The following is a 12,845-nucleotide window of genomic DNA, read 5'->3' as shown; positions in this document are numbered from 1 at the left end:
CTCAGGCCCTCGCTCCGATCCGGGGATCGACGATCCGGTAGACGATGTCGGTCACGATGTTGAACAGGATGACCATGGCGGCGGACACGAGGAATACCCCGAGAATGGTGTTGTAGTCGCGCGCGGCGAGGCTTTCGAACATCAGCCGGCCGATGCCGGGCCATGCGAAGACGGTCTCGGTCAGAACCGCGCCGCCGACGAGTTGCCCCGCCTGCAGGCCCGCCAGCGTGACCACCGGCAGGATGGCGTTGCGCAGGATGTGGCGGCGGCGGATCACCGGGCCCGACAGGCCCTTGGCCTTGGCGGTCTTGACGAAGTCCGCGGTCGAGACCTCGAGCATCGAGGCCCGCGTCATGCGCATGTAGACCGCCATGAAGAACAGCCCCAGCGTCAGCGCCGGCAGGATCAGGTGCTTGAGGATGTCGATGGCACGGGCAAAGCCCGAGAAATCGGAGCCCACGGTCTCGTAGCCGAAGCCGGGCAGCCAGCCGAGCCAGACCGAGAACACCAGCACCGCCATCAGCGCCAGCCAGTAGAGCGGCGTGGCGTAGAACAGCAGCGCCAGCGTGGTCAGGAGCGAATCCGAGACCTTGCCGACGCGGGCGGCGGCGGCGACGCCCAGCGCGATGCCGCAGGTCAGCGAGATCACGAAGGCGGTCAGGGTCAGCAACAGCGTTGCCGGCAGCCGCTCGGCGATCAGGTCGATCACCGGGGCGCTCTGGCGGAAGGAATAGCCAAGATCCAGCTGCACGATGCCGGCGATATACTTGCCGAGCTGCACGTAAAGCGGCTGGTCAAGGCCGAAGCGTTCGCGCAGCTGCGCGATCATCTGCTCGTCGGCCGCGCCCGCCTCGCCTGCCAGCACCACCGCCGGGTCACCCGGCGCTGCGTGCAGCAGACAGAAGTTCAGGACAGCGATGGCAAGCAGCGTGAGTGCCGCCTTCGCGAGCCGCGAGAGGATTGCGATGAGAATGGTCATGCGTCCTCGGAGGGGAATCTGTTTCCCGAGGCGCCGTCCACGGGGAAGGGGCGGCGCCTCGAGGTCAGGCCGGACAAGGGACAGTCCGGCCCGAACCGGTTGGGTTACTGCTCGATCCAGGCGTTGCGCGGGCCGTCATTGACACCGATGCCGGTGGTCACGAGGTCCTTGATGTCGCAACGGTAGATGGTCGGGAACTCGAGCTCGAGAAGCCACGCCACGGGCACGTCGTCGACGATCTCCTGCTGGATCTCGTTATAGGCGGCCTGACGCTCTTCCGGCGAGATCATGGTCGCGGCGGCGAACCACTTCTCGTCGAGCTCGGGGTTGTCGTAGCCTTCGACATTGTTCCACGGGCTGCCCTTCTGGATGCGGTCGGCGGTGTAGTTGCGCGACACGCCCAGCGCGGGATCGCCGTACTGGTAGAGATAGGTGAAGGCCATGTCGTAGTCCCACTGGGACGTCTTCTCGTTCCAGCCCGCGACGTCGGTGCTGTCGATCGACACGTTGATGCCGACCTCGCTCAGGTTCTGGCGGATGGCCTCGGCCCAGCGCTGCCAGGTTTCGCCATAGGGCAGCGGCAGCAGGCGGACCTCTTCACCGTCATAGCCCATCTCGGCCAGCAGCTCCTCGGCCTTCTCGGGGTTGTGATCGTAGATCGTCACGTCGTCCGAGTAGAAGTTGGTCTTCGACGAGACCGGGCCGGTGGCGACGTTGCCGAAGCCGTTCCACACCACGTCGCGCTGGAAGTCGCGGTCCATCGCGTACATCACCGCCTGGCGGAAGCGCACGTCGCTGGTCGGACCTTCGCGGTTGTTGAGCCACATCCATGCGTGCGGCGCGAAGAACTCCCAGCCCGAGCCGGTCGAGCAGACATTGTCCATCTCGGTCAGACGCGGCACGTCCCAGTTCTCGACCGAGCCGCCGGGCAGCACGTCCACTTCGCCGGTCTCGAAGGCCACGGCGCGGGCGGCGGCATCCGGGATCACGCGGTAATAGACCTCGTCGAGATAGGGCAGACCGTCGACATAGTAGTCCTCGTTCTTCACGAGGTGGATGTAGCTGCCCTTTTCCCAGGCCTCGAACTTGAACGGGCCGGTGCCGATCGGCGTGGCGTTCATCTCGTTGTTGGCGAAATCGGTGCCTTCATAGATGTGCTTGGGCACGATGGGCATGGTGCCGGTCTCGAAGACGCTGATGAACGGGCCGAAGGGCTCTTTCAGCTGGAACACCACGGTGGTGTCGTCCGGCGCGGTGATGCTCTCGACATAGGCCAGCGAGGCGCGCAGGCGGGCGTGGGTCTCGCGCAGGAAGACATCGGCAGAGAACACCACGTCCTCGGCGGTGAAATCCTCGCCGTCGTGCCACTTCACACCTTCGTTGAGCGTGAAGGTGTAGGTCAGGCCGTCGTCCGAGATCTCCCAGCTTTTCGCCAGCAGCGGCTGCGGCTGCAGGTCGGTGCCGTAGCGCAGCAGGCCCTCGTAGATGTCGCCGGCAACAAGCTGCGTCGGGCCGTTCTGCACCAGGCCCAGCATCAGCGAGGGCGGTTCGGGCTGAACCACGATGTCGAGCCGGCCACCGGCCTCCTGGGCTGCAAGCGGCGCCGCGAGGGCGGCGGCGATCAGGAAGGTCGTCGCTTTGAGATGTTTCATGTTTTCCCTGTCAGTTTGGTTTCGGGGTGTCGGGCCCGGTTCTGCGCCGGGCCGCATTGGTTATCTCTCGGGTCGCCACTCAGCCCTTGTAGCCGGGAGCGGCGGTTTCCAGCATCCGCAGGAAGGCATCCCACTCGGGATCCTTGCCGCCGGCGCCTTCCATCTTGTCATACATTTTCTGATATTGGCCGGCCGTGTGCTCGGCGACATCGTCGGGCAGCACGATCGGCGTCTGCCCCATGCCCAGAGCCGCCACCTGCGCCTTGCAGGACCGCTCGAGGTTCAGCGCCAGTTTCACCGCCTCGGCAACCGAGCGGCCCAGCAGCAGCGTGCCATGGTTGCGCAGCAGCATGACCTGCTTCTCACCGAGATCGGCCACGATGCGCTCGCGCTCCTCGAGGTTCAGCGCGATGCCTTCGTAGTCGTGGAAGGCGATTCGGTTGAAGAACTGCGCCGACCACTGGTTCAGCGGCAGCAGCCCCTCCTTGATCGAGGACACCGCGACACCGGCGACGGTGTGGGTGTGCAGCACGCAGACCGCGTCGTGCCGCGCCATGTGCACGGCCGAGTGAATGGTGAAGCCGGCCGCGTTGACGCCAGCGCCATAGGGATCGTCGACCACCGCGCCGGTCTCGTCCACGGTGACGAGATTCGCCGCCGTCACCTCGTCAAAGCGCAGGCCGTAAGGGTTCAGAAGGAAGCGCTTCTCGCCACCCGGACCATCCGGCAGACGCGCGGAGATATGGGTGTAGATGCCGTCATCCATTCCGAAATGCGCGATCAGCCGGTAGGCGGCAGCCAGATCGCGGCGCAGCTGGGTGACGGTGTCGGCGGGTGCTCCATCGGGCATCAAAGTCGTCCTTTTCATCGCTTGCCGTAAAGAAAGGCCGAGAACGCATCTTTGGTCAAGGAAATTGTCGACAATCGGCAAACCTACAATTAGCGTGATCGCAACTTGTGCATTTCGGTTTCGATTTCATGGACCCAAAACAGGACAACGACGGCTTTCAGCCTCTCGACCGCGAGGGACTCGTTCAGCGCGTCGCGCGCCTGCTCAGCAAGGCGATCGTGACCGGTCAGCTGTCGCAGGGCGAACGGCTCTCCGAATCGGTGGTGGCCCGCCAGCTCGGTGTGAGCCGCGCCCCGGTGCGCGAGGCGGCGCGGCTGCTCGAGAACTCTGGCTTGGTGACCTACCTGCCCAATCGCGGCTTCTTCGTGCGCTCGATCACGGCGCGCGAACTGGCCGATCTCTACGAATTCCGGCTGGTGATCGAGACCGCGGCGGTACGCCGTCTGATCCGCGACGGGATGGGCGAGAGCGGCCCCCGCCTTGTTCAGCAGATAGAAGAGATGCGCCGCGTCGCCGGCCCCGGCTTCGACATGCTGACGCAGGTCGAGGCCGACATGGAATTCCACCGGCTGATCTGCGCCGGCTCCGGCAACCCGAAGTTCCTCGCCACGTTCGACCAGATCGCGATGGAGTCGGAACTGACGATCATGATGATCGGCCGGCTCTACGATGACGCCCAGAAGCTGGCCGACACCCACCAACCCATCCTCGACGCGATGCTGCGCCACGACGAGCCCGAGGCCGTCGAGGCGCTGCGCTACCATATCGAGGTCGCCCGCGACCTCGTTGTCGAGCAATTCCGCAACATGGAAGAGAAGCCAGACTGATGAAGTGTTTCTATGCCCCCGAGACCGACCTCCACGATCCGGTCTTTCGCCTGACCCACGGCAAGATCCTGCGCAACGCCGAGCAGGCCGAGCGCGCAAAGCTGCTGAAGGCGGGGCTCGATCAGCTCGGCCTCGACGCCATCGAACCGGCGGAAGCCTCGCGCGATGCGCTCGCGGAGGTCCACACGGAAGACTTCCTCACCTTCCTCGAGACCGCTTGGGAGCAGTGGCAGGCGCTGCCGAATGCCGGCCCCGAGGTGGTGCCGAACGTCTTTGCGCAGCGCGGCTTCGCGACCTATCCGGCCAGCATCGTCGGGCGCGCCGGCTGGCACATGGGCGACACCTCGGCCCCGATCGGCGAGCACACCTGGACCGCATCGCGCCGGGCCGCCGACTGCGCCGTCGCTGCCGCAGACGCGGTGCTGGCCGGAGATCGCGCCGCCTATGCGCTCTGCCGCCCCGCCGGGCACCACAGCTCGGCCGACATGGCCGCCGGGCACTGCATGATGAACAACTCCGCCGTCGCCGCCGCGCGGCTGCGCAGCCAGCACGACAAGGTCGCGACGCTGGATATCGACGTGCATCACGGCAACGGCACACAGGCGATCTTCTACGAGCGCGACGACGTGATGACGATCTCGATCCACGCCGATCCCGAGACCTACTACCCGTTCTTCGTCGGCTACGCCCACGAGACCGGCGCCGGCGCGGGCGCGGGCTTCAACACCAACTACCCCCTGCCCCGCACCACCACCGACGAGGCCTGGCTGAAGACCATCGCTGACGCGCTGGAGAAGATCGCCGCCTACCAGCCGGGCGCGCTGATGCTGAGCCTCGGGCTCGATGCGCACGAGAACGATCCGCTGCTCGGCATGCAGATCAGCTGGGACGGCTTCCGGCGCGCCGGCGAGATGATCGCCGCCGCCGGCTACCCCACGGTGATCGTGCAGGAAGGCGGCTACCTCTCCGAGGACCTCACCACTTCGCTGGTCTCCTTCATGGAAGGCTTCATGGGGCGCGGGACATGACCCTCTCTGCCGAGCTGACCGAAAAGATCCTCGCCGCCGTCGAAGAGGGCTTCGAGGAACAGATCGCCTTCACCGAGGCGCTCGGGCGGCATCCGTCCCTGCGGGGACAGGAGGCGACCGCACAGGATTTCCTGCATGACGCGCTGAAGGCCCGCGGCTACGCGATGGACCGCTGGACCATCGAGGTGGACGACATCAAGCATCACCCCGGCTTCTCGCCGGTCGAGGTCGATTACTCCAACGCGATCAACGTGGTGGGCACCATACGTCCGCGCGAGGAGACGGGGAAGTCGCTGGTGCTCAACGGCCATGTCGACGTTGTCCCCACGGGGCCGCTTGATATGTGGAGCCACCCGCCCTTCGAGCCGAAGCGCGACGGCGACTGGCTCTACGGTCGCGGCATCGCAGACATGAAGGCCGGGATCGCCGCCAATATCTTTGCCGTGGATGCGCTCAAGCGCCTCGGCTACCGACCCGCCGCCACGCTCTACCAGCAATCGGTGGTCGAAGAGGAATGCACCGGCAACGGCGCGCTCGCGGCGCTTCTGCGCGGCTACAATGCCGATGCCGCGATCATCCCCGAGCCCGAGGATGACATGCTGGTGCGCGCCAACACCGGCGTGCTGTGGTTCCGCGTCCGGGTGCAGGGCGCACCGGTGCACGTGCGCGAGGCCGGCTCCGGGGCCAACGCCATCGAGGCCGCCTACGACCTGATCAAGGGGCTGCGCGAGCTCGAGGAGGCGTGGAACGCCCAGAAGGGCGAGCACCGGTATTTCGAAGAGCTCGAGCACCCGATCAACTTCAACGTCGGCAAGATCGCCGGCGGCGACTGGGCCTCCTCGGTGCCGGCCTGGTGCGAATTCGACTGCCGTATCGCGCTCTATCCCGGCATCAAGGCCGCGGACGCCGCGCGCGAGATCGAGGACCACCTGCGCCGGGTCTCAGACCGCATCCCGTTCCTCGCCAACAACCCGCCCGAGGTGATCTTCAACGGCTTCTTCGCGGAGGGCTACGTGCTCGAGGAAGGCACCGAGGCCGAGGACACGCTCGCCCGCGCCCACATGTCGAGCTACGCCAAGCCGCTCGAGAGCTTCGTGACGCCGGGCTATCTCGACGGGCGGGTCTTCGTGATCTACGGCGAGACCCCGTGCCTTGTCTACGGGCCCTATTCCGAAGCCATCCACGGCTTCGACGAGCGCGTCAAACTGTCCTCGGTGAAGCGCGTGACCGGCACGATCGCTCTGTTCATCGCGGAATGGTGCGGACTGGAAAAGATTTGATCAAATTCTCCCCGTGACCTTTGACCCAAAGTCATCTTAACTGTGCGCCAACGGGGACCTGAGTCTCCCGCGGCCTTCTCCCCAACCGAAACCTCAGGCCCTGCGGGGGCCACTGCCAATACGGAGACCAACATGAACCAGCGTCCGAACTCGCTTCACGCCGCCGACATCGCCTACACGATGCACCCCTACACCAACATGCGCCTGCACGAGGAAAAGGGTCCGATGATCATGAGCCATGGCGACGGCGCCAAGGTCTATGACACCGAGGGCAAGGAATATTACGAGGCGCTGGCAGGCCTGTGGTCGGTCGCCGTGGGCTTCTCCGAAAACCGCCTCGCCGACGTGGCCTACGAGCAGCTCAAGAAGCTGCCCTACTACCACACCTTCGCGCACAAGTCGCACGAGCCGTCGATCCGCCTCGCCGAGAAGCTGGTCGAGATGACCCCGGAAGGGCTCAACAAGGTGTTCTTCACCAACTCCGGCTCCGAGGCCAACGACACCGTCGTCAAGATGGTCTGGTTCCTCAACAACGGCCTCGGCCGCCCGGAGAAGAAGAAGTTCCTGTCGCGCAACAAGGCCTATCACGGCATCACCATCGCGTCGGGCTCGCTCACCGGGCTGCCGGCGAACCAGAAGGATTTCGACCTTCCCGCGATTCCGGTCACCCACCTGACCACGCCGCATTACTGGAAGTTCGCCGAAGAGGGCGAGACCGAGGAGCAGTTCACCGCGCGCCTGCTCAAGGAGCTCGAGGACACGATCCTTGCCGAGGGCCCCGAGACCATCGGCGCCTTCATCGGCGAGCCGGTGATGGGCGCCGGCGGCGTCATGGTGCCGCCCGAGGGCTACTGGCCCGGCGTTGCCGAGATCTGCAAGAAATACGACATCCTGCTGGTGGCCGACGAGGTCATCAACGGCTTCGGCCGCACCGGCAAACCCTTCGGCTGCGAGCGTTTCGGCTTCACCCCGGACATCCTTGTGACCTCGAAGCAGCTGACCTCGTCCTACATGCCGCTCGCCGCGATCGTGGTGAACGACAAGGTCTATGACGCCATTGCCGACAACACCGCCAAGCTCGGCACCTTCGGCCACGGCTTCACCGGTTCGGGCCACCCGGTCGCCTGCGCCGTGGGCCTCGAGAACCTGAAGATCATCGAAGAGAAGGATCTGATGGGCAATGCCGAGCGCCTCGAGCCGATGTTCCAGGACGGTCTGCGCAAGTTCGCCGATCACCCGCTGGTCGGCGAAGTGCGCGGCGTGGGCCTGATCGCGGGCGTCGAGCTGGCCAAGAACCGCGACACCCGCGAGGCCTTCGAGCCGGCGGGCTCGATGGCGGCCAAGGTCGTGGCGCTCTGCGCCGAGGAAGGGCTGATCGTGCGCAACGTCTACGAGACCGTCGCCTTCTGCCCGCCGCTGATCGTCACCGAAGACGACCTGACCGAGATCCTCGCCCGCTTTGGCCGGGCGCTCGACCGGGCGCTCGACTGGGCAAAATCGGAAGGCATGGTCTGAGTTGCCTGAGATGGCTGCAGGCTGATAACGCCGGACCCGGGGGCGCTGCCCCTGGGACCCCCGGGATATTTTCGGCCAGAAGAAGACAGGGGCGTTGAGCGCGCGGTGCGCTCGGCGCCCTTTCTCTTTGGGGTGATCAGAGCGGGGCGATGAGGGCGAGCCCCTGAGCGCGGTGCCGGAGGCGGATGGCGCGGGCCGGGGCGCCGGCGGCAAGGGTTCCGATACCCTGCCCCAGGTTCGCGAGGCGCGCCGGGATCGAGGTCGCCATGGCGAGGGCCGGTTCGAGCGGCAGGCCCAGATCCGAAACCAGAAGGTTGATGGCACGGGTGAGATCGAGATCGGCCCCGGCCAGCGTGCCGTCCTGCAGGACCAGCCGGCCATCGGCGCGGGTGATCTCGCGCCCGTTGAGGCGGAAACCTTTCGCCTCGGTGCCGGCCACGGCCATGGCGTCGGTGACAAGGAAGATGCCCTCCGGCCGGGCGGCCAGCGCGATGCGCATCGCGGCCGGGTGCACATGCACGCCGTCGGCGATCAGGCCCGCCGCGAGCGCTTGGCTGGCGAGGGCGGCGCCGACCACGCCGGGCTCGCGCTTGTCGAGGCCGCGCATGGCGTTGAAGAGATGCGTCACGCAGCTTGCGCCAGCCCGCGCATAGGCAAGGCAGGTGTCGTAGCTTGCATCGGTATGGCCGAGCGAGACCAGCGCGCCGGCCTCGGCCAGTGCGGCCACCTGCGCTTGAGTGGTGTTCTCGGGGGCGATCGTGACCTTGAGCACCGGCAGGCGGCGGGCGGCGTCGCGGAGCATCGAGAGGTCGGCCTCCGTCATCGGGCGGATCAGCGCGCCGTCATGGGCCCCCTTGCGGGAGAGCGCCAGATGCGGCCCCTCCAGATGCAGCCCGCCGATGCCGGGCACACCCTCGGCGATGGCCTGCGCCACGGCCTCGATCGCGGCGCGGCTACGCTCGGGCGTGTCGGTGATCAGGGTGGGCAGGATCGTGGTGCTGCCGAGCCTGCGATGAGCTTCGGCGATGGTCGCCAGGCCGGACACCGTGGGGCCGTCATTGACCATCACCCCGCCGCCGCCATTGACCTGCAGATCGACATAGCCCGGCGCCAGCAGATCGCCCCCGAGATCGACGACCTCGCCCGCCGCCGCAAGCTCCGCCTCGGGCGCCAGCGCCGTCACGCGGCCGGCCTCGATCCGCAGCGCATGGCCGTGCAGCAGGCGCTGCCCGTCGAAGATCGGGCCGCCGTGATAGGTGGTCTCTGTCATGGTCATCCGCCTCGGCACAGGTTCGGCGCGACCCTAGGAAACCCGTGCACAGGCTGCAATGGGCCCCGCGATGGGGCCTCAGACCAGGCTGCTGGTCGCCAGCTCGGTGATTTCCTGCGTGATGTCCTCCTGCCGCAGGCGGCGGGCCTCGCCGATCATCGCTTGAAGGCTTTCCGAGACGTTGTCCTTGGCGGCCACCATGGCGCGCATCCTTGCCTCGTTCTCGGCAGCGAAGGACAGCATCACAGCCTCGATCAGCTCGGCAAAGATGTGCTCCTCGACAAGCTGCGCCAGCAGCCGCTCGGGCGGCAGGGTCACCAGCGGCGGCAGGCGGCGCTCAGACGGTCGAAACCGGGCATAGTCGAAGGGCACCAGCTCCTTGATGCGGATCATCATCGCCCCGCCGGCGCCGGGATCGGCATGGACCAGCGTGACGCGGGTCACCGGCTCCAGCGTGATGCGCCGGAACAGCGCGTCGGTCATCCGAGTGGCCAGTTCCGGGGCCTGCGAGGGATGCGCGATCATCGGGGCGGACCACGCGATGGCGAGCCTGCGCTCCTCGGCAACGACATGTCCCCGGTCGCCGATCACCACCAGCTCGCAGGTCTCGTCCCAGAGCGGTTCGATGGCCTGGAACACCTTGTCGGAATAGGTGCCGGCAAAGCCCTGCTCGGCGGCGAACAGCACCACCAGACGGCTGCCCTCGCCGCCATGCAACGGCGCGTCGAGGCCGAGACCCGTGGCGTAGGCCAGCGCCTCGCCGATGGCATCGCCGATGGTGGTGGCATAGGCACGGATGCTCTCGAGATGGCGATTGGCCTCCTGCACCCGCGCCGCCGCGAGGCCGCGCATGGCAGAGATCACCGCGTCGAGCTTGTGCACCGTGACGATGCGCTTCTCGACCTCCGAGAGCCGGCTGCTCATGTCGCCACGGCCTCCCTCTCGCGCCCCTCCTCCGCCAGTCGCGACACCACCGCGACCAACGCAGCGCGGGCCTCATCGGTGAGCGCACGGCTCTTGGCAAGCGCGGCGACCGCGTCGGCGGCCTCGGAGTCGAGCCTGGCGGGCAGCCTGCGGCGCAGTTCGGCCATGCGCCCGACCGGGACCGTGTCGAACACGCCGTCTGCCAGCGCCGCCAGCAGCGCCACCTGGTCGACCAGCCGCAGGCCAGAGAAGCGCGGCTGGGTGAGCAGCCCGCGGATGCGCTCGCCGCGGGCGATCTGCCCCTTCACCCGGGCATTCTGGATGCCGCCGAAACGGGTGAACATCTCGAGCTCCTGGAACTGCGCGTAATCGAGCCGCACGCGGCCCGAGACCTTGCGCAGCGCCGGGGCCTGCGCCTTGCCGCCGACCCGGCTCACCGACAGGCCCACGTCGACCGCCGGGCGCAGGTTGGTGGAGAACAGATGCGTGTTGAGCACAATCTGGCCGTCAGTGATCGAGATCAGGTTGGTCGGAATATAGGCCGAGAGGTTGCCGGCATCGGTCTCGGCCAGCGGCAGCGCGGTGAGCGAGCCGCCACCGAGCTCGGGCGAGAGCTTGGCCGCGCGTTCGAGCAGGCGGGCATGGAGGTAGAACACGTCGCCGGGATAGGCCTCGCGGCCCGGCGGCTCGCGGGTCAGCAGCGCCAGCTCGCGGTGGGTGGCAGCGTGCTGGGTCAGGTCGTCGATGACGATCAGCGCGTCCTGCCCCTTGTCGCGAAAATGCTCGGCCATCGACATGCCGGCGAAGGGTGCGATCCATTGCAGGCCGGGCGCCGCCGAGGCGCTGCCGACGACGAAGATACAGCGCTCGATGGCGCCGTGCTCGCGCACTGCCGCGACCACGCGCTCGATCGCCGTGGCGCGCTGGCCGACGGCGACATAGACGCAGACCACGTCGCTGTGCTTCTGGTGGATGATCGCGTCCACCGCCAGTGCGGTCTTTCCGGTGGCGCGGTCGCCGACGATCAGCTCGCGCTGCCCGCGGCCCAGTGCGAAAAGACTGTCGACCACCAGCACGCCGGTCTCGAGCGGCTCGGAGACGAGGCCGCGCTCGATGATCCCGGGCGCCGGGCGCTCCACCGGCAGCCAGTCCTCCGGCGCAGGGGCCGCGCCGCCGTCGAGAGGACGGCCAAGCGGGTCGACGATGCGGCCGAGAAAGCCGGCGCCCACCGGCACCCGCAGCACCTCGCCGGTGTCGCTGACCTGATCGCCCACCGCCACGCTCGCGGTCTCGTCGAGCAACACCGCGTTGATCTCCTCGGCGCCGAGGCTGTGGGCGAAGGCGAAGGCGCCGCTCTCGACGCTCAGCAGCGCGCCGAGGCTCACCGAGGGCAGGCCAGAGACATGGGCGATGCCATCGGCCAGCTGGACCACGCGGCCCACCGCCCTGGCCTCGGCCCCGAGATCGGTCCGGTCGAGCTGCGCGCGGCTGCGGGCGAGCCAGTCGGTGTCGGTGCTGCGATCAGTCATGACGTGTCAGCTCCGCTGTGATCCGGGACAGGTCGGCCCGGAAATGGTTGCGCACGATGGCGTTGGTGGCGTCGAGCTCGAGCCCTGCGATGAGCTCCGGATCCTCGCGGATCTCGAGCGTAAGCGTGCGGCCCAGCGCCTCGGCGAGGCGGGCCTCGAGCGTGGCGCGCTCCTCGGGCAGCAGCATGCGCGCGGCGCGCACCGGCACCGGGCCGTCGCTGCCCAGACGATCGCGCACCGCGGCAGGCAGCTCGGACACAGCCACCACCAGACCGTCGATGAAGCCCACGGTTCGCGCGGCATCGGGCAGCCGGCGCAGCAGCCGCTCGGCGATGTCGGCGGCGAGGTAGCCAGCCTGTTCGTCAAGCTCCTTGCGGCGGTCGGCCTCGGCCCGCGCCTGCGCCGCCTCGGCGCGGCGGCGGTCCTCGGCGATCTCGGCCTGCGCCTGCTCCTTGAGGCGCGCCTTCTCGCGCTCGGCATCCGCCTGCGCGGCGTCGAGCAGGGCAGCGCGGCGGGCCGAGATCTCCGCCCGCGCGGCAACCGCCGCCTCGCGCTCGGCCTCGGCGGCCTGCTTCGCGGCCTCCGCCGCGTCGAGATCCGCATGGGCGAGCGCCTGCCGCTTGGCGATGATTTCGGACACCGGGCGGAACAGGAACCGGGCGAGCAGCCAGATCAGGATAGCCGCGTTGACGGTCTGGAGACCGAGTGTCCACCAGTCGATGGTCATGGCGATATGCCGATCAGACGAAAGGGTTGGCGAAAAGCACCAGCAGCGCGATGACGAGGGTGTAGATGGCCATGGTCTCGATCATGGCGAGGCCCACGAACAGGGTGCGGCTGAGGGTGCCGGCGGCTTCGGGCTGGCGCGCGATGGCGTCCATCGCGGCGGCAACGGCACGGCCCTCGCCCAGCGCCGGGCCGATGGCGCCGAAGCTCACTGCGATGGCGGCGGACAGCACCGAGACGATTTCAACAAGATTGCCTTCCATGG

At 67.6% G+C, this 12,845-nt stretch carries 12 protein-coding genes; 4 read left to right on the top strand and 8 right to left on the bottom strand.

The features are described 5' to 3' along the window. Window position 1: 1 nt before the first annotated feature. The 3 genes from R2601_RS10300 to R2601_RS10290 form a co-directional block, all read right to left on the bottom strand. On the bottom strand, window positions 2–979 hold the full coding sequence (locus R2601_RS10300) for an ABC transporter permease (protein ID WP_007797594.1): 978 nt from the start codon (window positions 977–979) through the stop codon (window positions 2–4). Between the two features lie 104 nt (window positions 980–1,083). Next, a complete protein-coding gene (locus R2601_RS10295; RefSeq protein ID WP_007797590.1) occupies window positions 1,084–2,631 on the bottom strand; it encodes an ABC transporter substrate-binding protein in 1,548 nt (515 codons plus the stop codon). A gap of 79 nt (window positions 2,632–2,710) precedes the next feature. Continuing rightward, the gene (locus R2601_RS10290; RefSeq protein ID WP_007797587.1) at window positions 2,711–3,481 is read right to left on the bottom strand and encodes a class II aldolase/adducin family protein; all 771 of its coding nucleotides are present in this window, start codon (window positions 3,479–3,481) and stop codon (window positions 2,711–2,713) included. 128 nt (window positions 3,482–3,609) lie between these two features. Between R2601_RS10290 and R2601_RS10285 the strand changes: the two genes are divergently transcribed. From R2601_RS10285 to R2601_RS10270, 4 genes are all read left to right on the top strand, one after another. Beyond that, window positions 3,610–4,308 carry a GntR family transcriptional regulator gene (locus tag R2601_RS10285; RefSeq protein WP_040545297.1) on the top strand — a complete coding sequence of 233 codons (699 nt, stop codon included), beginning with the start codon at window positions 3,610–3,612 and terminating at the stop codon, window positions 4,306–4,308. After that, on the top strand, window positions 4,308–5,336 hold the full coding sequence (locus R2601_RS10280) for a histone deacetylase family protein (RefSeq protein WP_007797583.1): 1,029 nt from the start codon (window positions 4,308–4,310) through the stop codon (window positions 5,334–5,336). The genes R2601_RS10285 and R2601_RS10280 overlap by 1 nt, the downstream gene beginning before the upstream one ends. Next, the gene (locus tag R2601_RS10275) at window positions 5,333–6,616 is read left to right on the top strand and encodes an ArgE/DapE family deacylase (RefSeq protein ID WP_007797580.1); all 1,284 of its coding nucleotides are present in this window, start codon (window positions 5,333–5,335) and stop codon (window positions 6,614–6,616) included. The genes R2601_RS10280 and R2601_RS10275 overlap by 4 nt, the downstream gene beginning before the upstream one ends. A gap of 132 nt (window positions 6,617–6,748) precedes the next feature. Beyond that, window positions 6,749–8,131 (top strand): aspartate aminotransferase family protein, encoded by a 1,383-nt coding sequence (locus tag R2601_RS10270; protein ID WP_007797577.1) that lies wholly within the window; start codon window positions 6,749–6,751, stop codon window positions 8,129–8,131. A 136-nt stretch (window positions 8,132–8,267) separates the two neighbouring features. Here R2601_RS10270 and nagA read toward each other — a convergent pair whose 3' ends face one another. The 5 genes from nagA to R2601_RS10245 all read right to left on the bottom strand — a co-directional run bounded on the left by nagA (window position 8,268) and on the right by R2601_RS10245 (window position 12,843). Further along, complete coding sequence (gene nagA, locus R2601_RS10265) at window positions 8,268–9,407, bottom strand: N-acetylglucosamine-6-phosphate deacetylase (protein ID WP_007797574.1); 1,140 nt, start codon at window positions 9,405–9,407, stop codon at window positions 8,268–8,270. Between the two features lie 72 nt (window positions 9,408–9,479). After that, window positions 9,480–10,325, bottom strand: a complete 846-nt coding sequence (locus R2601_RS10260; RefSeq protein WP_007797571.1) for a F0F1 ATP synthase subunit gamma — start codon at window positions 10,323–10,325, stop codon at window positions 9,480–9,482. Then, on the bottom strand, window positions 10,322–11,854 hold the full coding sequence (locus R2601_RS10255) for a F0F1 ATP synthase subunit alpha (protein ID WP_007797569.1): 1,533 nt from the start codon (window positions 11,852–11,854) through the stop codon (window positions 10,322–10,324). The genes R2601_RS10260 and R2601_RS10255 overlap by 4 nt, the downstream gene beginning before the upstream one ends. Beyond that, window positions 11,847–12,581 (bottom strand): F0F1 ATP synthase subunit delta, encoded by a 735-nt coding sequence (locus tag R2601_RS10250; RefSeq protein ID WP_007797567.1) that lies wholly within the window; start codon window positions 12,579–12,581, stop codon window positions 11,847–11,849. Before R2601_RS10250 ends, R2601_RS10255 begins: the two co-directional genes overlap by 8 nt. 13 nt (window positions 12,582–12,594) lie before the next feature. Next, the gene (locus R2601_RS10245; RefSeq protein ID WP_007797564.1) at window positions 12,595–12,843 is read right to left on the bottom strand and encodes a F0F1 ATP synthase subunit C; all 249 of its coding nucleotides are present in this window, start codon (window positions 12,841–12,843) and stop codon (window positions 12,595–12,597) included. Window positions 12,844–12,845: the final 2 nt, after the last annotated feature.

It is taken from the genome of Salipiger bermudensis HTCC2601 (assembly GCF_000153725.1).
Classification (GTDB): domain Bacteria; phylum Pseudomonadota; class Alphaproteobacteria; order Rhodobacterales; family Rhodobacteraceae; genus Salipiger; species Salipiger bermudensis.
Note: the sequence above shows the minus strand (reverse complement) of the source record. Positions and strands in the feature narration are given on the sequence as shown.

Coding starts and splice junctions, on each gene's coding strand:
- R2601_RS10245 (WP_007797564.1), bottom strand. CDS start 12,843: ATGGAAGGCAATCTTGTTGAAATCGTCTCGGTGCTGTCCGCCGCCATC.
- R2601_RS10300 (WP_007797594.1), bottom strand. CDS start 979: ATGACCATTCTCATCGCAATCCTCTCGCGGCTCGCGAAGGCGGCACTC.
- nagA (WP_007797574.1), bottom strand. CDS start 9,407: ATGACCATGACAGAGACCACCTATCACGGCGGCCCGATCTTCGACGGG.
- R2601_RS10280 (WP_007797583.1), top strand. CDS start 4,308: ATGAAGTGTTTCTATGCCCCCGAGACCGACCTCCACGATCCGGTCTTT.
- R2601_RS10270 (WP_007797577.1), top strand. CDS start 6,749: ATGAACCAGCGTCCGAACTCGCTTCACGCCGCCGACATCGCCTACACG.
- R2601_RS10295 (WP_007797590.1), bottom strand. CDS start 2,631: ATGAAACATCTCAAAGCGACGACCTTCCTGATCGCCGCCGCCCTCGCG.
- R2601_RS10275 (WP_007797580.1), top strand. CDS start 5,333: ATGACCCTCTCTGCCGAGCTGACCGAAAAGATCCTCGCCGCCGTCGAA.
- R2601_RS10260 (WP_007797571.1), bottom strand. CDS start 10,325: ATGAGCAGCCGGCTCTCGGAGGTCGAGAAGCGCATCGTCACGGTGCAC.
- R2601_RS10255 (WP_007797569.1), bottom strand. CDS start 11,854: ATGACTGATCGCAGCACCGACACCGACTGGCTCGCCCGCAGCCGCGCG.
- R2601_RS10250 (WP_007797567.1), bottom strand. CDS start 12,581: ATGACCATCGACTGGTGGACACTCGGTCTCCAGACCGTCAACGCGGCT.
- R2601_RS10290 (WP_007797587.1), bottom strand. CDS start 3,481: ATGCCCGATGGAGCACCCGCCGACACCGTCACCCAGCTGCGCCGCGAT.
- R2601_RS10285 (WP_040545297.1), top strand. CDS start 3,610: ATGGACCCAAAACAGGACAACGACGGCTTTCAGCCTCTCGACCGCGAG.